The organism is Alcanivorax sp. NBRC 102024 (genome assembly GCF_001602235.1).
In the GTDB taxonomy this organism is placed as follows: Bacteria; Pseudomonadota; Gammaproteobacteria; order Pseudomonadales; family Alcanivoracaceae; genus Alcanivorax.
On the sequence record NZ_BDAS01000001.1, the window covers coordinates 277,379 to 302,454 of the forward strand.

The following is a 25,076-nucleotide window of genomic DNA, read 5'->3' on the forward strand; positions in this document are numbered from 1 at the left end:
TTGTATCATCGAATGATGTAACAGTTACGGAGGTACGCACCATGGCGATCTCGATTCTTCCCATCCGTCGCAATCTGAAATTCAACCTGAACCCGGCCAAGGCCCTGACCTGGCACCGGGATGGCCTGAATGTCAGCCAGTTCATGAACACCATGAGCCTGTTTTTCCCGGTGGGGGAACGCTTTTTCATCGACAGCGTACGCAATTACCGTGACCAGATCACGGATCCCGAGCTGAAAAAGGCCGTGACCGCCTTTATCGGCCAGGAAGCCATGCACGGTCGTGAGCACGAAGAATACAACGATTTCGTGGCCCAGGCCGGTATTCCCCTGCATGCCCAGGAAGCCTTCGTGGCCCGTTTGCTGAAAGCGGTGCAGGACTATTCCCCGCAATCCTTCCAGCTGGCCGCCACCGTGGCCCTGGAGCACCTGACCGCCATCCTCGGCGGCGGCCTGCTGGATCTGCCGGAGATTCTGGAAGGTGCCGACGATGGCTACAAGGCCATCTGGAACTGGCATGCCCTGGAAGAAACCGAACACAAGGCTGTGGCCTTCGATGTCTACCAGGTAGCCATCGGCGACGACAGCAACCTGGGCGCCTATGCCCTGCGCAGCGGCACCCTGGTCGCCGCCACCGGCGTCTTTTTCGCCCTGATGATTCCCTTCTATCTGCACAACGTGCGCATCAAGGGCGGCCTGACCGACCTGAAAGGCTGGCGCGCCGTGGCCAAGCACACCTGGGGCAAGAAGGGCATTTTCCGCAATATCACCAAGCCCTGGTTCGACTGGTTCAAGCCCGGTTTCCATCCCTGGGACCACGACAACAGCGAACAGTTGAAAAACTTTGACGCCTTGCTGGGCGACCTCCTCAAGGAGGAGGCCGCCTGACACTTTCCATCACCGAGCTCTCCCTTTTCCGGTGACTCTCAGGGTCGGCATTCATGCCGGCCCTTTTTTTTGGCGCAAAAACCCCGCAACGTTGCAAACGTAGGGTGCACTGAGCCTAAGGCGAACTGCACCCTACGCAATCCCTGGCGGCGCTCCAGAATTCAGCAGCATCATCAAAAAAGGCACAGAGCAAACAGAGAAAAGTTTTCCCCGTGAGCTCTGTGCCCTCTGTGGTGAAACATTGATGTTCAACAACGCCTGCCGTGGCAGGCACCGGCCTTACCCGTCGTTGCCTCCCTGGGTGGACACCACCCGGTCGTCGGTGAGGCGGATGTTGCCTGCCGGCGCCTTGCCGTCCCGGTCCTCCCCGAAATACAGGGTGGTATGGGGGAACGGAATCTCGATGCCGGCCTTGTCGAAGTAGATCTTCACCAGACGGTTGAAGGCACGACCCACCGCCCACTGGTTGCCCGGCGTGGTCTTGATCACCACGCGGATGTTCACCGAGCTGTCCGCCAGGGCGGTGACCCCGGCCACCGTCATGGGTGCCAGGATATTATCCTTGTGATCGCCTTCCTTCAGTTCTTCAAAGGCCGCTTCCAGCTGAACGATGGCATCATCGATGCTTTCGCGGTAAGCAATACCGTATTCACCCACGTGGTTACCGAATTCACGGGTAAAGTTGGACACCGCATCCACCGAGGAGAACGGCACGATGTGGTAGGTACCATACAGATCCCGCAGGGCCACGGAGCGGATACCCACCCGGTCCACGGTCCCGGAGTTGCCGCCGACGCTGACAAAATCGCCGGTGTTCATGGCATTTTCCAGCTGGATGAACACACCGGTGATCACGTCCTGGACCAGCTTCTGAGCACCGAAACCAATGGCCAGACCCAGCACACCGGCACCGGCAATCAGCGGGCCGATATCAATACCGATCTCGGACAGAACGATCATGGTGGTCATGATGATGATGGTGATGGCCAAGGTGGTGTGGAACAGTCCGAGCAGGGTTTCCCCGCGGGCAGCCTGGGCCGCGGTGCTGTTTTCTCCCGGGCTGAACTTGTGCTCCACCAGGCTTGCCAGCGCAATCCACAGGGCCGCCGCCAGCCCCAGGATGATCAGGATATCGATCAGCGCAGACACCGTCTGGGCACCGGCCGTGGTGGCATACCAGGCGGCCAGATCATAAAGCTCCCAGGCATCCAGCGACAGCACTACCACCAGCGCCAGAATCAGCGCGCGGATCAGTTTCAAGGCCGTGGGAACATAGGTATTCACCCGCGCCTGCAGCCGCGGCATGCTGGCATTGAGTCGCTCGGAAAACTGGATTTCCTTGCCGATCAGTTGCCCAAGCGCCACTGACACCAGCAGCCCCACGCCCACATAGATCAGGGTTTCCAGGGTCGCCATGGCCACATAGGGCAAGGCGGTCTCCGGATTCAGTACGGTGACGGCAAACACCAGCAACGCATAGGCCAGCGCCAGCCAGTGCCAGGTGCGCGCCAACAGCAACAACGACAGACGGATCGGCCCATAGCTGGCATTGGCTCGATGGGTCAGTGCCTCACGCAACACCGGGCGCTTGCGCAAAATCACCCCGGCGGCATAGATCAGCGCCACCAGCATGATCAGGGAGCCGGCACCACTGCCCACCGCAGGGGACACGTTGAAGTTCAGCACCGGCACCAGCACCAGCATGCCGTAGCCGATCAGCCCGGCCTCACGGGCCAGGAAGCGGTTGCAGTAACTGGCCTGGTCCGCCGCCACTGGCAGCAACCGCAGGCCCTCGTAACGGGACGAAAAGAACATCCGCAGCCCGGCCTTGGCCAGTTCCACGATCAGGAAGGCATTCAGGAACAGGGCCAGTCGTGTGGCATCCGCGCCCAACTGCTCGGTGAGTACCGGCGCCACAAAGGTCCCGGCCAGATAGGCCAGCGCCACCACAATGACATCCAGCAGGGCACCGACTGCCACCGCCACCGTGGTGCGCAGAATCGCCAACTTCTCCGACCCGGCCCGGGCCCAGTGGCTGAGGCGGCCAAAGGCCGAACCCGCCAGGGTACGCAACACCCAGAACACCACAAAGGTGACCACTACCAGAATGGCCAGATTCAGTAACGCCGCGGTGACCGCTTTCATGTTGACCGTGGTGCTGACAGCCGCCTCACCGGCGCTGTCATCGCTGACAAACCAGCCGGTGACCAGGCCGCTCAAGGCCGCGAACTGCCGCCCCATATCCCCGGCCAGGTTGCCGGTGGCCGAAGCCATACGGCGAGCGAGGGACACCTGGTCGGCGGTCTGCCCGCTGGGGGCCTGGGCGGCAATTTCCGAGGGTGGCACTTCCCCGGCCACGCCCAGCGGCGCCGGGTTGGCGGCCGCCTGTAAACCCCGTAGCTGGTCAATCAGCTGCTGGCGCGTGGTCTCGTTCTCCAGCAATTCCGCCAGCTCCCCGTACTCCTGGGCTCCAGGAGGGGCTTCCTGGGCGGGCAATGCCGTCGTCAACATCACTAACAACAGGGCAAAAAGGGCTGTCAGGCCCCGTAAATGACGGGCTTGATGGCGCACTCTCATCTCCTTAGTGCCGGCTTTTTGCCGGATCAACCGCTATGTTTGAAGCATATTCAGACGCATACCCTAACAATTGGCGTCAGGAAAAATGTGAAGATCGCGCGAAAATCCTGTACCGGAATTGTCACGCGGCATTGACCCAAATGAAGCCGGGCCGCTGCAGGAATGCCAATCACACCGGTTGACCGTGACATTGCCCACTGTAATGATCAGTCTCCATTTCATAACAATATTCGGCGGAGGTGCTCATGAGCGCATTCTGGACCCCGGACTCCCAGGCTCTGGCTCCCTATCTCCATAGCCAGGCGCTGGCCAACAAGTGCCTGCAGATTATTGCCGCGTCCCTGCAACCGGGGATGAGCGAACAGGACTGCGAACTGCTGATCCGCGACTGGCTGCGCGCCCATCAGGTGTTTGATCCGGCCCGCCCGCCGAAGGTGCGCTTTGCCGGACAGCCGACCCGCCGTCGCTTTGGCCTGAACAGACCGGGAAAGCGCCGCTACCGGATCGGGATGCGCTATATACTGCGTTGCGATGCGGTGCAGAACGGCCATGCCGCCAAGGCCAGCCTGAGCGGCCCCGCCAGTGCCGAGCTGGCCCCCCTGCATAGCCGCCTGCGCCAGTTCCGCGAGCAACTGCCGACGGCCCTGCGTGAGGGTGTCACCCCGCAGCAACTGGCCAGCCGCTTCCCCGGCCTGCGTCAGCATTACCGGCTGGCACCGCTCACCGGCAGCCTGCCGGAGGGCAACCGCATCGATGACGCACCGCTGATCCAGGGGCTGTGGCAGTGGCAACTGACCCTCAGCGATGGCCCGTACAGCGTTGCGTGCAGTGAATTTTTGCTGATGGATGACCAGGGCCCGCGCTGGCTGACCGCCACCCCGGCCCACCTGCTCGACACCAGCCATAACGACAATCAAGAGGAAGCAGCCTGATGGTGCAGTGGCGCGATACAACCGTAAGCCGTGATGGCGTGAACCTGGCTGTGCGTACCTGGAGTGCGGACAAGAGCCCCACCGTAATCCTGGTGCACGGTTATCCGGACGCCAACCACGTCTGGGAAAAGGTGGCCGAACGGCTCAGCCGGCATTTCAAGGTGGTCGCCTACGACGTGCGCGGTGCCGGCAATTCTTCCGTGCCAAAAGGCCGGGCAGCCTACAAGCTGCGCGAGCTGCGTGACGATCTGCATGCGGTCATGGATGCGGTCAGCCCGAATGAAAAGGTCCATCTGGTGGGCCACGACTGGGGCTCCATCCAGACCTGGGAATCGGTCACCGACCCGGGGGCCGAGCAGCGCATTGCCTCCTACACCACCCTGTCCGGCCCCTGTCTGGACCATGTGGGCCAGTGGATGAAGGCCCGGCTGCGCGAACAGAAAATCGGCGTTGTGCTCAACCAGCTTTCCCATTCCTGGTACATCGGCGCCTTCCAGCTACCGGTCCTGGCCCCGGCCCTGTGGAAAGCCGGGCTGGCCAAGGCCTGGCCACAGGTGCTGCGTCGCACCGAGAACCTGGACAGCGAACCCAGTGCCACCCAACTGCAGGACGGCACCCATGGCATCGAGCTGTATCGGGCCAACATGCTGCCCTGCCTGCTCAAGCCCCGGGAGCGGTACACCAAAGTGCCGGTGCAACTGATCGTCGCCCGTGACGACAACTACGTGCGCCCGGCCATGCTGGAAGACCTGTCCCAGTGGACCGACCGGCTGTGGCGTCGGGAGCTGGATTGCGGCCACTGGGGCCCATTACTGCAACACCCGGACGTGACTGCCGACTGGATCCGTGACTTTATTCAGCACATTGACGGCGCCCCCGCGTCCGGCCCGCTGCAACGCAGTGAGGTCACCGGCAAGCAGCTGAAAGGCCCGGACAGCGGCAAGCGAGTGGTGATCACCGGTGCCGGCTCCGGCATCGGCCGGGAAACCGCCCTGGCCTTTGCCCGCCGTGGCGCCCTGGTGGTATGCACCGATATCAACACCGAAGCTGCCGCCGCCACCGCCCGCATCATTAACGCCGAAGGGGGCAATGCCCTCAGCCGCAAGTGCGACGTGAGCAGTACCCGCTCCATGGAAGCCCTGGCCAACTGGGTGGAAAAGGAACTGGGTGCACCGGATATCGTGGTCAACAACGCCGGCATCGGCCTGTCCGGCTCGCTGCTGGATACCAGCGTGAAGGATTGGCAACAGGTGCTGGGCGTGAATCTGTGGGGCGTTATTCATGGCTCTCGCCTGTTCGCTCGCCAGATGGTTGATCAGGGCCGCGCCGGCCACATCGTCAACGTGGCCTCCGCCGCCGCCTTCATGCCCTCGCGCATGCTGCCCGCCTACGCCACCAGCAAAAGTGCCGTGCTGATGTTCAGCGAATGTCTGCGCGCCGAACTGGGCGACCATAACATCGGCGTCAGCGCCATCTGCCCGGGCATCATCGATACGCCCATCACCCGCAACACCCGTTTTGTGGGCGTGGACAACGACGAGCAGGACCGCCGTCGCCAGCACGCCCACAAGCTCTACCAGCGCCGTGCCTTCACCCCGGACCGGGTGGCCCGGGCCATTGTCGAGGCGGTGGAGAAAAACCGGGCGGTGGTCCCCGTCAGTCCGGAAGCCCGAGGCATGCAGTGGCTGGGGCGCTTCACCCCGTCCCTGGCCCGCAATCTGGCCCAGGTGGAAATCAGCCCCTGACACCGGCCACCCGTTTGCAGGCGGTGATACGGACATCGCTTCCTGCAAACGCGCCGCCTTCCCCGCGATCGGCACACCGTTGAGTGAAAGCAGTCACATTTGTGGCGCGAAATGCCATCCTGCGAACGCCGCAAGCTGTGGCGCCTGTGCAAAAAGCGGGCTATCATCGCTGGCATGAAAACCAGTGACCGCAATCCCGCCGCTATCCTGCGCAGCCTGAAGAAATACACCCAGCCTGTGACCGGAGCGCTTCAGGCTGAAGCCGGCAACCACAAGGAATTTACCATCGACGAACTGGCCCGTGAGGCCAGCTCCACGGTGCGTAACGTACGGGCTTATCAGGATCGGGGCATTCTGCCGCCCCCGGAAAAACGCGGACGTACCGGTATCTATACCGATGTGCATCTGGCGCGCCTGAAGATCATTGGTGCTCTGCTGGAGCGCGGCTACACCCTGAACAATATCCGCGACCTGCTCAGCGCCTGGGAACAGGGCCGCGAGCTCAACGATATTCTCGGCCTGGAAGTGGCGGTCACCTCCTGGCAGACCCCCAGCGTGCCCTCCTACCTGGATTACCAGGACCTGCTGGATGACTTCGGCGAAGACATCACCCCGGAAGTGATGACCAAGGCTGTGAAGCTGGGTTACATCATTCCCGAGGGCATGCGCCTGCGCATTCCCTACCCGCGCATTTACAACGCCGGCAAGGAACTCAGCGAAGCCGGTGTCCCCCTGGACGCGGTGCTCACCCACGTGACCCTGGTGCGCGAGGAAGTGGACAAGCTGGCCGAGCGTTTCATCGGCATGATCATCCACCACCTGGTGGACGAGAAGTACGGTGACGAGGCCCTGCCGGAAGGCGAAGACGTGCCCAAACTGGCCGACTTTATCACCCGCATCCGCCCGCTGGCCGACGCGGTGGTCAGTGACGAGCTGGGCCGGGTACTGGAAAAGAGCATCAACAAGATTCTGGTCGACCGCCTGGCCAACGTGCTGGCGCATATCGAAAAGAATATCTGAACACACCACGCCTCTGCGTAGGCACGTCGCTGGCGACGCGATCATACCCCCAGCTTCAAGGTACGAGTCACGGGGAGCGAAAACCCGGCCCTAAAGCGATAGGGTTTGATTTTCGAAACTCGCACCTCACAAAATCACGCCGCCAGCGACACTCCTACACACCCCCCCTCCTTTACACACCGATACATGATTAGCCGCCGGTTGGCTTTTCTTGCTGTTTTGTTGCCGGGGCTCCCTTCATACCCGCGGGAATGCCAATCTTGGGACGTTAGTGCGAATCTTGTTCGCCCTGCCAAAATAATAATGTCCCGAGGAGAGCCCCATGAAACCCGGCCTGTTACTCAGTACCCTGCTGAGCGCCAGCCTGCTTGCCGCCTGTGGCGGCGGCGGTTCCAGCAACCCGGCACCCGCCAGCAACACCCCCACACCCAGCAATCCATCGACGCCGGAAACACCCACGGGCCCGGAACCGCGTCCTTCCAATGTCACCGCCCCCTTTGCGGATTACGGCACTGTGCTCAATATCCTGCCCCCGGGTCAGGATGATATCGGCGGGGTGGCCAACCTGGCTGCCGACATTCCCGGCCTGGGCGATCTGCTCAGCACCCTGTTCGACGACCTGGTGGCGGAAACCGGCCTGGTACCGGCCCTCAGCAAGGAGCCCCATTTCGACGACCAGCTCGCTCTCTACGATGCCCTGGTGCGCAGCGAACCCGGGCTGACCGATGACCAGCTCGGCGACTACTTCAAGGCCGCCCCACTGCTGGCGCCGGACGCGGGCAACTGGGAAAGCGAGCTGAGCCTGGATGCGGCCGGCTATCAGGTGGATATCAAGCGCGACAATTTCGGGGTGCCCCACATTTTCGGTGACTCCCGTCGCGATGCCCTGTTTGGCGTGGGCTATGTGACCGCCGCCGATCGCCTGTTCCTGCTCGACGTACTGCGCCGCGCCGGGCGCGGTGAGCTATCCCGCTTCCTGGGGCCGGCAGACTTCTCCTTTGACAAGGATATCGCCGTCAACGCTCCCTACCGGGAAGAGGACCGCACCACCATGATCGCCAATACCATCGCCCGCTTCGGCGACGATGGCGCCCAAGTGTTCGATGATGCCACCAACTATGTGGCCGGCCTCAACCAGTACGTGGCCGACGCCCGTAGCGGGCTGCTGCAAGTGCCCGTGGAATACGTGGCCCTGGGGGTGCAACTGGAACCGTTCGTGATTGAAGACGTGGTCGCCATCGCCACCCTGATCCAGGGCATCTTCGCCGGCGGCGGCGGCAACGAGCACAACAATGTGCTGCTGCTCCAGGCCCTGGAGACCCAGACCGGCAGCAAGGACATCGCCTGCGACCTGTGGAAGGACCTGCGTCATGGCACCGATCCGGAATCCTCCGTGACCACCACCACATCCTTCGCTACCCAATCGCCCCCCACGCTACCGGACACCTGCCCGCTCAGTGGTGAGCTGGCTGGCCAGTTCCCCGGCGCGGTGATGTTCGATGCCGGCTCCTTCCAGAGCTATGACCCGCTCAGCCATGCACCCTGTGGCCGCCCCGGCCAGCCCGAGTGTCCGGAAGCCCTGGGCAATGTGCCCGCCCTGCCCGGCACCGGTGTGGTCGGTGGTCTGCTGGATACCGTGGGGGACCTGCTCGGCGGCATCCTGTCCCTGTCCTTCCTGGACGATGGCGGCCAGGCCCTGTCACAGCAGTGGGCCAGTCTCACTCGCCAGTTGCCCGCACTCTGGACCCGGGAGCACAGCCTCAGCGAGCAACAGCAGCAACAGGCCATGCAGCGCATCGCCGCCATCGAAACCGGTATTCAGGGTCTGCGTGACGGCTTCCCCAGCGTCATGTCCAATGCCCTGCTGCTCAATGCGGAGCATTCCGCCAGCGGCCAGCCACTGGCCGTGTTCGGTCCGCAGACCAGCTATTTCGTGCCCCAGCTGCTGCTGGAAATGGCCGTCCATGGTGGCGACATCAACACCCGCGGCATGACCTTCACCGGCCTGCCCTATGTGGTCATCGGGCGCGGCCCTGACTTCGCCTGGAGCGCGACCTCCGGCAGCTCCGACCTGACCGACGTGCGCGTCGTGCAGCGCTGTGAACCGGCGGAGTCGCCGGCCCATGGTGAGGGTGGCTACCAGGTCAACGGCCAGTGCAAACCCTTCGATGTGATCGACGAGCAATGGGTGGCCCGCTGGAATCTGGCCTCTTCCACCGATCCGGAAGCAGTGGGTCAGAACGAAGCGGTCACTCGCCGGGTGATCCGCACCGAGGAATACGGCCCGGTGATCGGCTTTGCCACCGTGTCCGGCATGCCCGTGGCGGTCACCCGCCAGCGCAGCACCTACTTCGCCGAGCTGGATACCGCCCTGCCGTTCCTGCAGGCCAGCCGCAATGATGTGCACGACGTGCAGAGTTTCTACGACGTGTTCCACAACACCACCGGCAGCTTTAACTGGTTCTATATCGATGATCGGGATATCGCCTTCTTCCATTCCGGCGACTACCCGCAACGGGCCAACGGCATCCATCCGGAGTTGCCCAGCTGGGGCAATGGCCAGTACGACTGGAACGGCTTTATCCCGCAACAGGCACACCCGCAGGAGAGCAACCCGCCGCGCGGCTACCTGGCCAGCTGGAACAACCGCCCGGCCCGGGACTGGTGGGCCGCCGACGCCCATGCGCCCTATGGTTCCGCCCATCGCAACGACATCCTCGATGTGCGTCTGCAGCAACTGGTTGAGGAAGGCAGCGTAACCCGGGCGCGCATGGTGGAAGCCATGGGCGACGCCGCCACCGTAGATCTGCGCGGCCAGGAAATCGTCCCCGCCGCCCTGGCGTTGCTGGAAAGCGCGCCGGTCACCGGCGATCAGGACAGCGCCATCCGCCTGATGCAGGACTGGGTCGCCAACGGCGCCCTGCGCCGGGACCGGGACGGTGACGGCAACTACGACGAGGAAGCCGCCGTGGCCCTGATGGATGCCTGGTACCCGCTGATGATCGACATCCTGCTGCCGCAGATTACCGCTGTGGAAGATGTGGATGGCCAGAACCTGTCCCTGATGGGGCGTGACAACAAACCTGGCGCCATGGGCTCGGCCTATAACAATGGCTACTACGGCTATCTGGAGCGGGTGCTGGAACAGGCCGCGGGCACCAGCGCCAGCCCCTACCGGGCCCTGCGCTGCGCCGGCAGCAATGACCTGGCCACCTGCCACAGCGCCCTGGCCAACAGCCTCAACCAGGCCATAGCAGAACTGGGCGGCATCGCCAGCATGGACAGCTGGAACGTGGACGAAACCCAGGACCAGATCCAGCATCGCGCCATCGGCCTGGCCACGGTCCCCGCCATCCACTGGCAGAACCGCCCCACCTTCCAGCAGGTGGTGGAGTTTACCGGGCATCGGTAAGCCCCCTCTGTAGGAGCCATGCTTGCATGGCGAACCGGCTCGCGATAGCCCATCCTCAGGGCTATTCGCCATGCGAGCATGGCTCCTACCCTTCTTTATAAGCCGCCTTTATTCCCCCCCATCCACCCCATGCATTTGTCTAATCCCCCCATCGGCGTTAGCGTCTGCTACACATAAAAAACAGATTTCCGGGAGAGCAACGCATGCGCGCGATTTTGTGTAAGGAACTGGGACCGGCGAATACGCTGGTCATCGACGACATCCCTTCCCCCGAGCCGGGCAAGGGTCAGGTCAAGGTGCGGGTAAAGGCCGCCGGCCTGAATTTCCCCGACACCCTGATCATCGAAGGCAAGTACCAGATCAAGCCGGAGCTGCCGTTTTCACCGGGCGGCGAAATGGCCGGTGAAGTGCTGGCCGTGGGCGAAGGTGTTCAGCGTTTCAAACCCGGTCAGCGGGTCATGGGCCTGACCGGCTACGGTGCCTTTGCGGAAGAAATCCTGGTGCCGGAAAACCAGCTGATCCCGGTGCCGGACGGCATGAACGACCACACCGCCGCCGCCTTCTCCATGGTCTACGGCACCAGCTACCACGCCCTCAAGCAGCGCGCCAACATCCAGCCCGGGGAAACCCTGCTGGTGCTGGGTGCCAGCGGCGGGGTGGGCCTGGCGGCCGTGGAACTGGGCAAAGCCATGGGCGCCACCGTGATCGCCTGTGCCAGCAGTGAAGAGAAACTGGCGGTGGCCAAAGAGGCCGGCGCCGATGATCTGATCAACTACGCCGAGGAAGACCTGAAGGACGCCCTCAAACAGCGTTACCCGAAAGGCGTGGACGTGATCTACGACCCGGTGGGTGACAAGTTCACCGAAGCCGCCATCCGCAACATGGCCTGGAACGGCCGCCTGCTGATCGTCGGCTTCGCCGCCGGCGACATTCCGAAAATCCCCGCCAACCTGGCACTGCTGAAAGGCTGCTCCATCGTCGGCGTGTTCTGGGGTGCCTTCACTCAGAAGGAGCCACAGACCAACATCCAGAACATCATGGAACTGATGCAGCTGTTCAATCAGGGCAAGATCAACCCGCGCATCAGCCAGGTGTTCAAGTTCGAGGACTACGAACAGGCGCTCGCCGCGCTCACCTCACGTACCGCCAAGGGCAAAGTGGTGCTGGATGTGGCAGGCGACTGAGTCGCAAATCGCAAGCTGTAAGACGCCTTGCAGCTTTTAACGCCCACTCTGATCAACCACCACACCCGGTGCCCCGGCCTGTAGCAGCTCGCGCAGGTCATCCGGCACCGGCGTTTTCGCAAACGGTTCCGTGGTCATCATCACGTACACCGCTTCCGCGCGAGCGATGGCGCGCCCTTCATCCGCATGGCGAATATCCGCTTCCAGAGTGAAGGAGGTGTTGCCCAGGTGTGTGAGGGATACGAACACATCCAGCACGTCATCAAAGCGTGCCGAGGATTGCCATTCCGTGGTCAGCTTCACCACCTGGTTATCCAGCCCCTGGGCCAGCAGCTGGTTGTAGTCACAGCCCATGGCGCGCATGAACTCGGTCATGGCGAGATCCACGTAATCCCCGTAACGGGCATTGAAAACCACTTGCTGAGCGTCGCATTCGTTGTAGCGCACCCGAAAGCGGAAACAGAACGGCTGGGGCATGACATTCTCCAAAACTTATCAATACTCTACGAAGCAACTGTTGGAGCTATGCCTGCATGGCGAATGGAGCATTGTTCGCCATGCAAGCATAGCTCCAACAGCAGAAATAAGAGGGTTTTGAGCATTGCCAGAGCTTGCCGCGCTTACAACATCCGCTCAATGGGCAATAGCGACAGCAACCACGCCAGCATGCGTCGCCATACGGTCACGTCGGGTTCGTTGTGGTGCACCTCCGGCCGACCGTCATGGCCATCGCCGGCCCAGGTCAGTTTTCCCTGCTCTTTATCGACCCGATAACTGTTTTCCGGCGCCAGGCCTTCTTCGATGAACGCCGCGACCTGCTGGCCCAGTTCCGCAGACGCCACGTAGTAGCCCATCTCCGTGTTCAGATGTACCGAGCGCGGATCAATATTGAACGAGCCCACGAACACCTCGCGCCGGTCCAGCACCATGGCCTTGGTATGCAGGCTGGCCCGGGAGCGCCCCTTGAACAACCGTACCTGGCGGTGCAGGGCACGGGCGTTGGCTTTCAATTCGTGCAGCTCCACACCCGCCTCCAGCAAGCCATTCCGGTACCGGGCATAGGCACCGTGGGCGGCAATCACATCATTGGTGGCCAGGCTGTTGGTGAGCACCGCCGCGCGGCCACCCCGTTGTTTCATCTCCGCCAGTTCCGCCACAAAGGCATCGCCGGGAATAAAGTAGCTGGCCTCCATCAGCAGCTCCTGATGGTCGTCCCGGGCCAGCAGGTGGGCGAGTTGATCGCCCATCAACGTCTGCTTAACCCCGGCGGCCTTGTCCGGGCTGTCGAACAGCAACACCGCATGGGCCTGCACACACTGGCGATCCTGGGCCGTCAGGTATTCGGTGAAGAAGGCTTCGTGCTGGGGAAACAGGTAGGGATAGTTCCTCAGGGTGCGGCGCCATTGCCGCAACCACTTCCAGACTCGATCCGCCGCCGTTTCCCGGTAACGACGCAGGGTCTTCATGGGCATGGCCAGCGGGCTGTCCCAGTAGCAATCAAACGCGGCCTGGGTATCGGCAACGATGGGACCGCGGGCGTACAGGTCCAGATCACGAAAATTGGTGGACGCGTTCACGCCAAAATAATGATCGGCAATATTGCGACCGCCCACAATTGCCCGTTCGCCATCCACGATCCAGGCCTTGTTATGCATGCGGTGATTCAGCAGCGGCGCATGGTGCAACCATTGCAGGAAGTGCTTGTAGCGACCATGGAAGGCGTTGAAAAGACGCACCTCGATATTGGGGTGCGCGTCCAGTGCCGCCCACTTCACATCCCGGCCCAATTGATTGGCGTGGTCCAGCAGCATGCGCACTTTCACCCCCCGGCGCGCCGCTTCCAGCACCCGGTAGATCAGCAGCTTGCCGGTGGTGTCGTCATCCCAGATGTAATACTGCACATCCAGGGTTCGCCGGGCCAGACGGACCAGGGTGACACGCAGGGTGAACGCCTGGTCGCTGTCAGACACCAGCGACAGGGAGGACAGTGCCGTCGGGCTGGCCTGCGCACTCATAATGTTCTCTCTCCATTCACCCACACCGCTCCATCTGCCGTTGTTATGACCCGATCATGACCGGGCCATGATGATTGTCCTGTTTTCGTCGGTAATGCCTACCCTGCCATAAAACGAACGGCATTCACCTAAAATTCACAGGGTTTTTACGCCCGGGACTTGTCACGCCGCCACCCTCTGGGCACTCCATTTTCTGCTCAGGGATGAACACTCATGAAGCACATTCTTTTCGCCGGCCTGCTGGCCGCCTCACTGGGGTCGGCCCATGCCTACCAGTGGAACTACCCCGCCCCCATCAAGACCCCCGGCGCCAACGACAACGGCAAGGTGGTGCTGTTCGACGTGTCCCACGGGGGCACCGAAGGCAACGCGGACTGGGTGATCGACGGCGCCTTTTCCGACTTCGCCGATGCGCTGGTGGCCGAAGGCTATACGGTGCAGGAATACCGGGGTGTGGACAAGAACAGCGACGGCGTTATCCAGTTTGTGGACGACTACACCACCCCAACCACCGCCAACAGCAACGCCAACGAAGCGGTCATCACTTACACCGCCATCAGTCACGCGGATGTGCTGGTACTGGCGGAAAGCAACCGTCCCTTCACCCTGGCCGAACAGCAAGCCCTGGAAGATTTTGTGGCCGCCGGCAAGGGCATCTTCTTTGTGGCCGACCATTACAACGCCGACCGCAACCTGAACACCTGGGACAGCACCGAGGTGTTCAACGGCTATAACCGCTCCACCCTGTCCCAGTTCAATGTGGGCGGCAGCTACGGCGACCTGCGTAACCCGGGCACCACCAGCGGCTGGCTGGCCCAGGAGTTCGGCATCCGCTTCCGCTTCAACGCCATCGACTGGCACAGCGGCGCCAGCGGCATCGAACCCGCCAGCCAGGTTGAGGGGCTGACCACCGGCGTGGGCCCGGTACTGATGGCCGGTGGCGCCACCCTGGCGATCACCGACCCGAACAAGGCCAAGGGCCTGGTGTATTTCTCCACCAGCGACAGCCCCAGCCGCTGGACCCACGCGGTGGATTCCGGGCTCTACTTTGGCGGTACCGCCGAAGGCCCCTATGTGGCCATCGCCAAATCCGGCCCCGGTAAGGCCGCCTTTATTGGCGACTCCAGCCCCATTGAAGATGCCTCACCCAAGTACAAGCGCCAGGACAACGGCAACACCAAGAGCACCTACCCGGGCTGGACCGATGCGGGCAACGCCGCCCAGCTCAGCATTAACCTGATCGACTGGCTGGCCACCCCGGAAAGCTACACCCAGTTCAACAGCAGCGCCCACCCGGCCGGCACCGCCACCCCCACTCCCATGGCCAGCGAAGAGCTGGACGACCCGGACAACGGCCAGCCCTGGAACACTCCCTCCGGCGGCTATAACCCCTGGGATGCCAGCACCTTCGACTATGGCGCCTACGGTGCCCCGAACGGCCCCGGTGGCAGCTCTGGCGGCGGGGAGGTGCTGTCCGTCAGCGAGGCCCTGGCCGAACCCACTGGCACCTCCGTCACCGTGGAAGGCGTGATTACCCAGGCCATCAACGGCGAGTACGCCCTGGAAATAGAGGACAGTGCCGGCAGCGCCGCCCTCTACGTGAAACTGGAAAGCCAGTACCGCAACGACTTCAGCCCCCAGAACAACCCGGCAGTGATCGGTGAAACCCTGCAGGTGAGCGGCGAGCGTGACGTCTACATGGGCGAGCCCAGCATCGAGTACGTCACCGACATGCAGCTAGTGGATGGCAGTACCGGCGGCGGCAGTTGTGGCAGCAGCGGCGCGGTGTCGGTAAGCGACGCCTACGCCAGCAGCCAGGGCACCCCGCTCACCGTAATCGGCGAAGTCATCAGCGGCGTCAACGACCCCTACGCCCTGGAGCTGGGCGACCTGAACAACAGCACCACCATTTACGTAAAGCTGGAATCCGACCAGCGCGCCGAATACAGCCCCGCCAACAACCCCGCCATGATCGGCCAGACCCTGGAAGTGGACGGCGTGCGCGACCTCTACATGAGTTACCCCAGCCTGGAATCGGTGAGCTCACTCACCGTGATCAGCAACTGCCCCTGACTCTTTTTGAACCCTTGCCTGGCGGCGTTCGCGCCGCCTTTCCCAACCCGACACACAGGACACATCATGAAAGCTTCACTGCGATTCCTGCTCGCCCTGTCGCTGGCCGGCGGCGCCCTGCTCAGTGGCTGCGGCGGCGATAATGACAACAACGCCGCAGAGCAGAACACCGGCCCCCGAGTGGATCTGCGTCTGATGGAAACCACCGACATCCACACCAACGTGATGGACTACAACTACTACAGTGACAGCGTGGACAACGGCCATGGCCTGGTGCGCACCGCCATGCTGGTCAAACAGGCCCGCGCCGAAATCACCTACCCGGAAAATTCTGCACTGGTCGACAACGGCGACCTGATCCAGGGCAGCCCCATGGGCGACTGGCGCCAGGCGCAGGGGCTCACCAGCGGCGAGGTGCACCCGGTCTACAAGGTGATGAATGAAATGGCCTACGACGTGGGCAACTACGGCAACCACGAATTCAACTACGGCCTGGATTTCCTCGCCGAAAGCGTGGACGACGCCGCCTTTCCCTACATTAGCGCCAACGTGTTCAGCGCCGACGGCAGCACCCCGTATTTTGATCAGTACAAACTGATCACCAAGACAGTCTACGACCGGGACGGCAACCCCCACGACCTGACCCTGGGCTTTATCGGCTTCCTGCCACCGCAAATCATGCAGTGGGACAAGAAGAACCTGGAAGGCAAGGTCACCGCCAAGGACATCAAGGCCACCGCGGAGTTGCTGGTGCCGCAGATGAAGGCAGAAGGCGCAGACATCATCGTTGCCATTCCCCACTCCGGCATCAACACCACCGCCTACTCGGAAGAGGCCAAGGCAGAAAACAGCAGCTGGTACCTGGCGGACGTGGATGGCATCGATGCCATCATGTTCGGCCACAGCCACCTGACTTTCCCCTCCGACAGCTTTGCCAACACCGCCAACGTGGATCTGGAAAAAGGCACCATCAAGGGGGTGCCTTCGGTCATGCCCGGCTACTGGGGCAGCCACCTGGGCATCATCGACCTGACCCTGGCACTCAATGAGGATGGCGAAAGCTGGACCGTGGTGAACAGCCAGGTGGAAGCCCGGGCCCTGGACCCGGAAGGCGAAGCCGATGCCGCCCTGACCGCCCTGGTGAAACCCGACCACGACGCCACCCTGGAATACATGGGCCAGGTGATCGGCGAATCCACCGATGACATCTTCAGTTTCCTGGCGGTGGTAAAGGACGATCCTTCCATCCAGATCGTCAGCGATGCCCAGAAAGCCTATGTGGAAGACGCCATTGTCGGCACCGAGCTGGATGGCTTACCTGTATTGTCCGCCGCCGCCCCGTTCAAGGCCTGTGACCGTGACGGGGTCTGCGCCGAGGAAAGCAGCTTCACCGTGGTGCCGGCCGGCGAGCTGCAAGTGAAGAACATCGCCGATCTCTACCTCTACCCCAACACCCTGATGGCAGTGAAGGTAACCGGCGCCGAACTGGAACAATGGCTGGAATGTTCTGCTTCCCAGTTCTTCCAGATCACCGACACCGCCGACCGCCAGGAATTGGTGGATTTCAGTGGCTTCCCCACCTACAACTTCGATGTCATCGACGGGGTCAGCTACCAGATCGATGTGACCGAACCGGCCCGCTACGATCGTGACTGCGCCAAGATCAGCGACGGCAGCCGCATCGTTGACCTGCAGTTTGAGGGTACCGCCATCGACCCGGCCCAGGAATTTCTCATCGCCAGCAACAACTACCGTGCTACCGGCGGCCACTTTGCCGGCACCGGTGGCGACCATGTGGTGATCGAATCTCCGGACGAAAACCGCCAGGTGGTCGGCAACTACATTCAGGCCAACAGCCCGGTAACCCCTACCGCCGATAACAACTGGTCCTTCGCACCGATCCTGGGTTACAGCAGTGATCTGCAAATCGTCTTCCGGGTACCCAACACCGACCGCGCCAAGAACTTCGTGGCCGATGCGGTGGCCGGAGCCGGTGGCAGCTTCATGGCCACCCTGCTGGATGACAGTGGCAACGAGGCGATCTACGAGCTGAACCTGCAGCCCTGATCAATCGGACTGCAACACCTGACGAGTCGGTGCCGCCGGCTCGTCGTTTCGTATTCGCAAAAAGCTGGCAAAGCGGGGCAAACCCGTGGATGTGAGACCGTAGAATTTATAGGTCACCGTGCTGCCCAGCGGCGGCGGGTCCGCCCGTTCGGCATCGCTGAGACCACTGCCCAGCTTGAAGCGCCGGCCCGCTTCGGTTTCCACCACCAATGCGCCAACCTGGCCCTGGTATTTGCCTTTTCCCGGGGTGTAATCCACCACCGTTGCTTCCGCATCCTGAAAGGTTTTTACCTTCAACAATGCCGCCGTGCGGCCGGTTTGGTAGACGCTGTCGCCATGGTGCAGCATCAAGCCTTCGCCACCCGCCGCCAGCACCCGATCCAGATCGGCCAGCAGGGCCTCATGATCCGCGGCCGGCCGCTGTTCCACCATGGCCAGATGGTAAGATCCGGTATCTCTGGTCAGCTGACGCATTCGGATAATGCGCTCGCTGAACGGTACACCGGAGGCCGGCAGGTCGAACAGCATAAAACGGATTTGCCGCCACTCTTCTGCCTTCGGCTGCAACCGGCGGATGGCCGCGGACACCTGGGCAAAGCGGCCCCGCCCCATCCACAGTTCGCCATCCAGAGGCTGATCCGGGAAATCCCGCAGGAACCAGTCCGGCGCCGCAATCACATTGCCTCCCCGGGACAGCAACTGCTGCCCATCCCAGTAGGCGCGCACCCCGTCCAGCTTTTCGCTGACCCAATAGCCCTGCAGATCCATGCCCGGCTGATACACCCTGGCCAGCTGCAAGGGGGGCTCGCCGGCCCGGGCCGCGGCCGCCAGCAGCCATATAGCCATCACCAAGCCAAGCCGCAGACCGCCTTGTCGTACCGGTATCGTCACGGTCTTCTCCTTTTATTCTCGCTCACGGTCCCAGACTGTGACGGAAGGAGAGGCCCGACTCTGTCCGCCTTCGCAGCAACAGCGCGTAAGAAATCACCGGTTTTGCAACAAATCCGCCGGTCGGGCATCCAAGCGTCAGGAGGTATCAATCATGCGTACGTTGTTGTTTCTGGTTGCTCTCACCGTGAGCAGCCCACTGTTGGCCGCCGAGGCCTACTTCGCCGGCGGCTGTTTCTGGTGTACCGAATCGGATTTTGAAGAGCTGGATGGGGTCAGTGAGGCCATCAGCGGCTTTGCCGGGGGAGACGAAAAGAATCCCAGCTACGAGGATGTGGCCCATGGCCGCACCGGCCATACGGAAACCGTCAAGGTGATCTACGACCCGGCGGTGGTGAGCTATGACAACCTGCTAACCTGGTTCTGGCAGCATATAGACCCCACCGACCCCAACGGCCAGTTCGTGGATCGCGGCCAGCAGTATCGCAGCGCCATTTTCTACCAGACCGAGGCAGAGAAAACGGCAGCCCTGGCCTCCCGGAAAGCACTGGATGAAAGCGGCCGCTTCGACAAACCGGTGGTCACCGAAATCACCGAGCTGAACGCCTTCTACCCGGCGGAGGATTACCACCAGGATTACTACAAGACCCACAGCCTCAAGTACAAGTACTACCGCTATCGCTCCGGCCGTGACCAGTTTCTGGAAGAACACTGGGACGACCCGAAACATCGCCCCTGGCTCACTGAGCAGGTGACGCAACGCTGGCAGGGTCCGGATCAGTTCCAGCGACCCAGCGATGAGGTACTGAAAAAAGCCCTGCCCAAGCTGGTCTACCAGGTGACCCGGGAAGACGCCACCGAACGGGCTTTCCAGAATGAATACTTCGACAACAAGGCCGAGGGTATCTATGTGGACGTGATCAGCGGCGAGCCGTTGTTCTCCTCCACGGACCAATACAAATCCGGCACCGGCTGGCCCAGCTTTACCAAGCCCATCGACAAGGAATTCGTCACCCTGCACGAGGACAACAAGCTGTGGGCCACCCGCACGGAAGTACGCAGCCGCTACGCGGACTCCCACCTGGGTCATGTGTTCAGCGATGGCCCCGCGCCCACCGGCCAGCGCTGGTGCATGAACTCCGCGGCGATGCGCTTTATGCCCAAAGACGAGATGGCCGAACAGGGTTACGGGGAGTATCTATCCCTGTTTGAGTGACACCAACCGTGGCCGGTTGATGACAATGGCGATCACCCCGGCCACCGCCAGCGCCCAGCAGTAATGGATGGCGCCGATGAGCGCCAGCGGTGACAGCCCGGCAATGGAACAGGCCAGCAGCACCTGGGCGCCATAGGGAATCAGCCCCTGCACCACGCAGGAAAAGATATCCAGCACACTGGCGGAACGGCGCAGGTCCACACCATGGTCATTGGCGATGTCTCTGGCCATTTCGCCGGTGAGCACGATGGCCACGGTGTTGTTGGCCACAAACACGTTGGCGAACACCACCAACAGGGCAATACCCACTTCCCCGGCCCGTTGCAGCGGCAGTTTCAGCCAGCGGGTCAGGCCGTGAATCCGTTCGATCAACCAGCGGGTGCCACCCTGGTCGGTCATCAGTTGTGACAGCCCACCGATCAGCATGGACAACAGCATGATCTCGAACATGCTTTCAAAACCGCTGTAGACCGCCCCATTCACCTGGGCCAGCCCATAGTCCGCCCCCTGCACCATGCCGGTGGCCCCGGCCACGGCGATACCGATGATCAACACCGCCAACACGTGCAGCCCGCTCAGGGCCAAAGCAAAGACCAGCAGGTAAGGCAGCACCAACCAGGGCTGCAACGGCTCCGCCTGCACCTGATGGTCACCGCCGCCCAGCATCACCAGCACCGCCACGGTCACCAGCGCCGCCGGCAGGGCAATCCAGATATTCACCCGGAACTTGTCCTTCAGCGACACGCCCTGGCTGCGAGTCGACGCAATGGTGGTATCGGAAATCATCGACAGGTTATCGCCGAACATGGCGCCGCCCACCACGGCCCCCACCGCCAGCGGCAAGGGCAGCCCGGTGGCCTGGGCAAACCCGGCGGCAATGGGCGCGGTGGCGGCGACGGTCCCCATGGAAGTGCCCATGGCCGTGGCGATAAAGGCAGCGATCAGAAACAGGGCCGGCAATACCCAGTCAGAGGGAATAATGCGCAACCCAAACTGCACGGTGGCATCCACACTGCCGATGCTCTCGCTGACACTGGCAAAGGCCCCGGCCAGCAGGAACACCAGACACATGAGGATGATATTGGGGTGGCCGATCCCCGCCAGCAGGCGCTCCACACTGCGGCCCAGCGCCTGCCGCGCCAGCACACAGGCCAGCACAATGGCCGCCATGGCCACCACCGGCGCCTTGATCTGGTAAAAGGCGAACTCGGTGCCCTGCAGGCTGTAATAGATCCCGCTACCGAAGAACACCGCCATAAAAAACAGCAGCGGCAACAAGGGCCAGGCGCGGGCAGGAGCTTGAGTCATGGATCAGTCCGGATCAGCGGTGAATCTCCACACAGTGTAGAGATTCCCGGCCGGTGACGGTACCGGCGCTACCTTCCTTCTCTAGCCGCTGTAGGAGCCCATGCTTGCATGGCGAACCGAGCGTAGCGAGGCGACAGAGATTCGAGCGGCAGCAATCTTTTTTGAAACCTGTCGAGCTCTGAAAACCCTGATCGCCCTACGGTCGATTTCCGCGCAGGCGCGGTTCGCCATGCAAGCATGGGCTCCTACAGCGGCTTCGTATCCAGGTTTTCGCAACTCGACACTCGCAACTCGCTTCTGGTCTTTCAAAACGTATCCACAAACGGTCGACCGCCGTGCCGGCCGGTGTTGAACCCGGACGCATTCAACCCGCGCAGAATCCACTGGCGGCTCTCCTGCGGATCAATCACCGCATCGATTTCCAGAAAGCTGGCCATGTTCAGGGCCTTGCCCTGCTGGTAGGCCTTGGCCACCAGCTTGTCGAACAGGCGCTGCTGTTTCTCCGCGCTGGGCTGGGCAGCCAGTTCCTTGGCAAAGCCGAGCCGCACCGCCCCTTCCAGCCCCATGGCGCCGAACTCGGCGCTGGGCCAGGCAGCAGTGAACAGCGGCGAATGGAAACTGCCCGCCGCCATGGCCTGGGCGCCCAGGCCGTAGCCCTTGCGCAGCACCAGGGTGAAGAACGGCACGGTGAGGCTGGCGGCGGTGACGAACATGCGTGACACATGGCGCACGGTACCCTGCTTTTCCGCTTCCGGACCGACCATGAAACCGGGGGTGTCGCAAAGGGACACCATGGGCAACCCGAACGCTTCGCACAGCTGCATAAAGCGCGCCGCCTTGTCGCCGCCCACCGCATCGATGGCTCCGCCCAGGTGCTGGGGATCGTTGGCGATCAGGCCGAACGGCTTGCCTTCGATGCGCACCAGGGCGGTGATCATGCCGGGGGCAAATGCCCGGCGCAGTTCCAGCACCGAACCGGTATCGGCCAGTGTCTCGATGACCCGGCGCATGTCATAGACGCGAGTGCGTTTTTCCGGAATGCGGTGACGCAGCTCCCGCGGGTCCGTCGCCTGCCAGTCCGCCACCGAGCCCTGGAAATAGGACAGGTACTGTTTGGCCACGGCCACCGCCTCGGCTTCATCGCGGACTCGCACATCCACCACCCCGTTGGCCGCCTGCACACTGACCGGCCCCACCTCTTCCGGGGTAAAGCGCCCCAGGCCACCGCCTTCGATCATGGCCGGCCCGGCCATACCAATGGAGGCATCTTCGGTGGCAATGATCACATCGCAGCAACCCAGCAAGGCGGCGTTACCGGCAAAGCAGCGACCCGAACCGATGCCCACCAGTGGCACCTGGCCGGACAATTTCGCCATGGCTGCAAAGGTATGGCAATCCAGACCCGCCACGCCGACAAAGTCGGTATCACCGGGTCGCCCGCCACCACCCTCGGCGAACAGCACCAGTGGCATCTTCCACTGGCCGGCCAGCTGCAGCAGGCGGTCGGTCTTCTTGTGGTTCATCATCCCCTGGGTACCGGCGAACACGGTGTAGTCGTAACTCATGGCCATCACCCGCGCGCTCTGCTCGCCCACCTGATCCGCGTTGACCGTGCCGGTACCACCAATCAATCCGTCCGCCGGGCTCATGGTCTGCAGTTCCTCGGCACTGCGACGGCGGCGCTGGGCGGCCAGGGCCATAGCGCCGTATTCCTGGAAGCTGCCCGCGTCGAGCAGATCGTCGAGGTTTTCCCGGGCGGTGCGCTTGCCCTTGCCGTGGCGTTTTGCCACCGCCTGGAGCCGGCCTTCGTCGCTGATGGCCTGGTGGCGATCCAGCACCTCCGCCAGGTCCTTGCGGATATGGTCCAGGTCCACGCTTTCTTCCGTGGCGATGGCATCGCCCGCCACCTCACCGGGTTCCACAAACAGCAGCGGCGCGGATTCGTTCAGGGCATCGCCCTCCCCGGCCACCAGGCGATGCACCCGACCGGCCGTGGCAGCGCACACCTCGAATTCCATCTTCATGGCTTCCAGCACCGCCACCACCTGTCCCACCTGCACGGTATCTCCTTCCTGGACAAGCAGGGACACCAGCACCCCGGTGGAGGGGCTCAGCAGCGCCTCGCAGCCGGCGGGGGTCGCCGACGTTTCACTCTGAGGGGCGCTGGCCACGGCAGGACGATCCCCTGCCGGTGCCGCCGGCATGGCCGCCAGCAAGGCGTCGAGATGGCTTTCCACATACCCGGTGGTGACCGTGTTCGCTGCCACGTGGTCACTGGCCAGCAGTGCCTGTAGCAAGCCCCGGTTGTTTGGTACCCCCTCGATACGGGTCTGCGTCAGGGCGCGACGGGCCCGCTGCAATACCGACCCGTAATCCGTGCCGGTGACGATCAGCTTGGCCAGCAGGGAATCGTAGGCCGGGCTGACCGGGTACCCGGCGTAGCCATAACCGTCCACGCGGATGCCCGGGCCGCTGGCCGGCTCATAGGCGCTGAGGGTGCCCGCCGCCGGCGCGGTACTGCCATCGGCCTTGAGGGTTTCCAGATTGAGACGCAGCTGTACCGCCATGCCCTCACAGGCCGGGGCGGTTTCCAGGTTCAGGTCGGCGAGACTGGCCCCCGCCGCCAGCCAGATCTGACTCTGCACCAGATCCACCCCGGTGACCTGCTCGGTGACGGTGTGCTCCACCTGCACCCGGGGGTTGGCTTCCATGAAATAGAAACGGTCCTGATCCGGCTCCACCAGAAACTCGAAGGTGCCGATGCCCTGATAGTTCACTTCTGCCGCCAGGGTCAGGGCACTGTCGATAATGCGATCACGCAGGGCCGGGTCCAGGCCCGGCGCCGGCGCGAATTCCACCAGCTTTTGATGACGGCGCTGCAGGGTGCAGTCCCGCTCCCACAAATGGCTCACCGCCCCGCTGCCGTCGCCCAATACCTGCACTTCGATATGCCGGGCAGCCTCGACCAGTTGCTCCACGTAAACGGCGTCGTTACCAAAGGCAGCCTTGGCTTCCGACTGACAACGGGCATAAGCCGCGTCGAGCGCTGCCGAATCAGTGACCGCTCGCATACCTCGCCCGCCGCCACCGCTGAGGGCCTTGATCATCACCCCACTGCCCTGCAGAGACGCCATGAACGCCCTCGCCTCTTCCAGCGACACCGCCTGCGCCGTGCCCTGCACCAGCGGCACCTGGCAGCGGGCGGCCAGCGCCCGGGCCGCCGCCTTGTCGCCAAACAGGCGCAAGGTGTCCGCCCCCGGCCCGATCAAAGTGATGCCCGCCTCAGCACACTGGTCGGCAAAGTCCGCGTTCTCGGCCAGAAAGCCATAACCGGGATGAATCGCCCCGCAACCCTGCTCCCTGGCAACCGCAATCAGCTGCGCCCCGTCCAGGTAGGCCGGCACCCCCCGCCCGGGCAGCGCTACCGCCGTATCCACCTGACGGGTGTGCAGGGACGCCTGATCATCCTGCGCAAACACTCCCACGGAACGAACCCCCAGATCCGCACAGGCATTGGCAATACGAATGGCAATCTCGCCACGGTTGGCAATCAGGATGGCAGAAAACGGCACGGGCACGGCGGACTCCAGTCTTTGATTCGACGGCAAAGACCACAGTGTAGCCAGTCGGGCTTATCGATGGCATTGATCAGAGTGCATGGTGAACCATGCATTGGGTTAATGCAGATTTGTCGGGATAACAGGCACAGGGAAAGCGCTGGACCCCGTTACCCCATTTTCCTGAGGGTCCCC

General features: G+C 62.7%; 15 protein-coding genes. 9 read left to right on the forward strand and 6 right to left on the reverse strand.

Features of this window, described 5'->3' with window-relative positions:
* Nucleotides 1-41 precede the first annotated feature (41 nt).
* Entirely contained in the window at nt 42-887 is an 846-nt protein-coding gene (locus A0251_RS01365) for a metal-dependent hydrolase (protein ID WP_062815039.1), read from the forward strand.
* 279 nt (nt 888-1,166) lie between these two features.
* Here the strand turns inward: A0251_RS01365 and A0251_RS01370 are convergent, their stop codons facing one another.
* Nucleotides 1,167-3,458 carry a mechanosensitive ion channel domain-containing protein gene (locus A0251_RS01370; protein WP_404840815.1) on the reverse strand — a complete coding sequence of 764 codons (2,292 nt, stop codon included), beginning with the start codon at nt 3,456-3,458 and terminating at the stop codon, nt 1,167-1,169.
* Between the two features lie 251 nt (nt 3,459-3,709).
* Here A0251_RS01370 and A0251_RS01375 point away from each other — a divergent pair, with 251 nt between their 5' ends.
* The 5 genes from A0251_RS01375 to A0251_RS01395 all read left to right on the forward strand — a co-directional run bounded on the left by A0251_RS01375 (nt 3,710) and on the right by A0251_RS01395 (nt 11,757).
* Complete coding sequence (locus A0251_RS01375) at nt 3,710-4,396, forward strand: M24 family metallopeptidase (RefSeq protein ID WP_062815041.1); 687 nt, start codon at nt 3,710-3,712, stop codon at nt 4,394-4,396.
* Nucleotides 4,396-6,141: an SDR family oxidoreductase gene (locus A0251_RS01380; RefSeq protein WP_062815042.1), complete on the forward strand. Its 1,746-nt coding sequence runs from the start codon at nt 4,396-4,398 to the stop codon at nt 6,139-6,141. The genes A0251_RS01375 and A0251_RS01380 overlap by 1 nt, the downstream gene beginning before the upstream one ends.
* Before the next feature lie 111 nt (nt 6,142-6,252).
* Nucleotides 6,253-7,161 (forward strand): MerR family transcriptional regulator, encoded by a 909-nt coding sequence (locus A0251_RS01385; protein WP_231866182.1) that lies wholly within the window; start codon nt 6,253-6,255, stop codon nt 7,159-7,161.
* Between the two features lie 322 nt (nt 7,162-7,483).
* Complete coding sequence (locus tag A0251_RS01390) at nt 7,484-10,573, forward strand: penicillin acylase family protein (RefSeq protein WP_062815043.1); 3,090 nt, start codon at nt 7,484-7,486, stop codon at nt 10,571-10,573.
* 203 nt (nt 10,574-10,776) lie between these two features.
* A complete protein-coding gene (locus A0251_RS01395; protein ID WP_062815044.1) occupies nt 10,777-11,757 on the forward strand; it encodes an NADPH:quinone oxidoreductase family protein in 981 nt (326 codons plus the stop codon).
* Nucleotides 11,758-11,793: 36 nt separating this feature from the next.
* Here A0251_RS01395 and A0251_RS01400 read toward each other — a convergent pair whose 3' ends face one another.
* Together A0251_RS01400 and A0251_RS01405 are read right to left on the reverse strand one after the other, a co-directional pair.
* On the reverse strand, nt 11,794-12,234 hold the full coding sequence (locus A0251_RS01400) for a thioesterase family protein (protein ID WP_062815045.1): 441 nt from the start codon (nt 12,232-12,234) through the stop codon (nt 11,794-11,796).
* A gap of 143 nt (nt 12,235-12,377) precedes the next feature.
* Nucleotides 12,378-13,772 (reverse strand): phospholipase D family protein, encoded by a 1,395-nt coding sequence (locus A0251_RS01405; protein ID WP_062815046.1) that lies wholly within the window; start codon nt 13,770-13,772, stop codon nt 12,378-12,380.
* Nucleotides 13,773-13,985: 213 nt separating this feature from the next.
* Here A0251_RS01405 and A0251_RS01410 point away from each other — a divergent pair, with 213 nt between their 5' ends.
* Entirely contained in the window at nt 13,986-15,845 is a 1,860-nt protein-coding gene (locus A0251_RS01410) for a hypothetical protein (protein ID WP_062815047.1), read from the forward strand.
* A gap of 66 nt (nt 15,846-15,911) precedes the next feature.
* Nucleotides 15,912-17,912: a bifunctional 2',3'-cyclic-nucleotide 2'-phosphodiesterase/3'-nucleotidase gene (locus A0251_RS01415; protein WP_062815048.1), complete on the forward strand. Its 2,001-nt coding sequence runs from the start codon at nt 15,912-15,914 to the stop codon at nt 17,910-17,912.
* Here A0251_RS01415 and A0251_RS01420 read toward each other — a convergent pair whose 3' ends face one another.
* Nucleotides 17,913-18,803: a DNA ligase gene (locus tag A0251_RS01420; RefSeq protein WP_231874136.1), complete on the reverse strand. Its 891-nt coding sequence runs from the start codon at nt 18,801-18,803 to the stop codon at nt 17,913-17,915.
* Between the two features lie 151 nt (nt 18,804-18,954).
* Between A0251_RS01420 and msrB the strand changes: the two genes are divergently transcribed.
* Nucleotides 18,955-20,016 (forward strand): peptide-methionine (R)-S-oxide reductase MsrB, encoded by a 1,062-nt coding sequence (msrB, locus tag A0251_RS01425; RefSeq protein ID WP_062815049.1) that lies wholly within the window; start codon nt 18,955-18,957, stop codon nt 20,014-20,016.
* Here msrB and A0251_RS01430 read toward each other — a convergent pair.
* Together A0251_RS01430 and A0251_RS01435 are read right to left on the reverse strand one after the other, a co-directional pair.
* Nucleotides 19,999-21,324 carry a Na+/H+ antiporter NhaC family protein gene (locus A0251_RS01430; RefSeq protein WP_062815050.1) on the reverse strand — a complete coding sequence of 442 codons (1,326 nt, stop codon included), beginning with the start codon at nt 21,322-21,324 and terminating at the stop codon, nt 19,999-20,001. The two genes, msrB and A0251_RS01430, sit on opposite strands and share 18 nt — an antisense overlap.
* Nucleotides 21,325-21,629: 305 nt before the next feature.
* A complete protein-coding gene (locus A0251_RS01435; protein ID WP_156478213.1) occupies nt 21,630-24,902 on the reverse strand; it encodes a carboxyl transferase domain-containing protein in 3,273 nt (1,090 codons plus the stop codon).
* Nucleotides 24,903-25,076 lie beyond the last annotated feature (174 nt).

Bases quoted from the DNA above. Each gene is read 5' to 3' on its own strand.
- A0251_RS01365 (WP_062815039.1), top strand. From the start codon at position 42: ATGGCGATCTCGATTCTTCCCATCCGTCGCAATCTGAAATTCAACCTG.
- A0251_RS01375 (WP_062815041.1), top strand. From the start codon at position 3,710: ATGAGCGCATTCTGGACCCCGGACTCCCAGGCTCTGGCTCCCTATCTC.
- A0251_RS01380 (WP_062815042.1), top strand. From the start codon at position 4,396: ATGGTGCAGTGGCGCGATACAACCGTAAGCCGTGATGGCGTGAACCTG.
- A0251_RS01385 (WP_231866182.1), top strand. From the start codon at position 6,253: ATGCCATCCTGCGAACGCCGCAAGCTGTGGCGCCTGTGCAAAAAGCGG.
- A0251_RS01390 (WP_062815043.1), top strand. From the start codon at position 7,484: ATGAAACCCGGCCTGTTACTCAGTACCCTGCTGAGCGCCAGCCTGCTT.
- A0251_RS01395 (WP_062815044.1), top strand. From the start codon at position 10,777: ATGCGCGCGATTTTGTGTAAGGAACTGGGACCGGCGAATACGCTGGTC.
- A0251_RS01400 (WP_062815045.1), bottom strand. From the start codon at position 12,234: ATGCCCCAGCCGTTCTGTTTCCGCTTTCGGGTGCGCTACAACGAATGC.
- A0251_RS01405 (WP_062815046.1), bottom strand. From the start codon at position 13,772: ATGAGTGCGCAGGCCAGCCCGACGGCACTGTCCTCCCTGTCGCTGGTG.
- A0251_RS01410 (WP_062815047.1), top strand. From the start codon at position 13,986: ATGAAGCACATTCTTTTCGCCGGCCTGCTGGCCGCCTCACTGGGGTCG.
- A0251_RS01415 (WP_062815048.1), top strand. From the start codon at position 15,912: ATGAAAGCTTCACTGCGATTCCTGCTCGCCCTGTCGCTGGCCGGCGGC.
- msrB (WP_062815049.1), top strand. From the start codon at position 18,955: ATGCGTACGTTGTTGTTTCTGGTTGCTCTCACCGTGAGCAGCCCACTG.
- A0251_RS01430 (WP_062815050.1), bottom strand. From the start codon at position 21,324: ATGACTCAAGCTCCTGCCCGCGCCTGGCCCTTGTTGCCGCTGCTGTTT.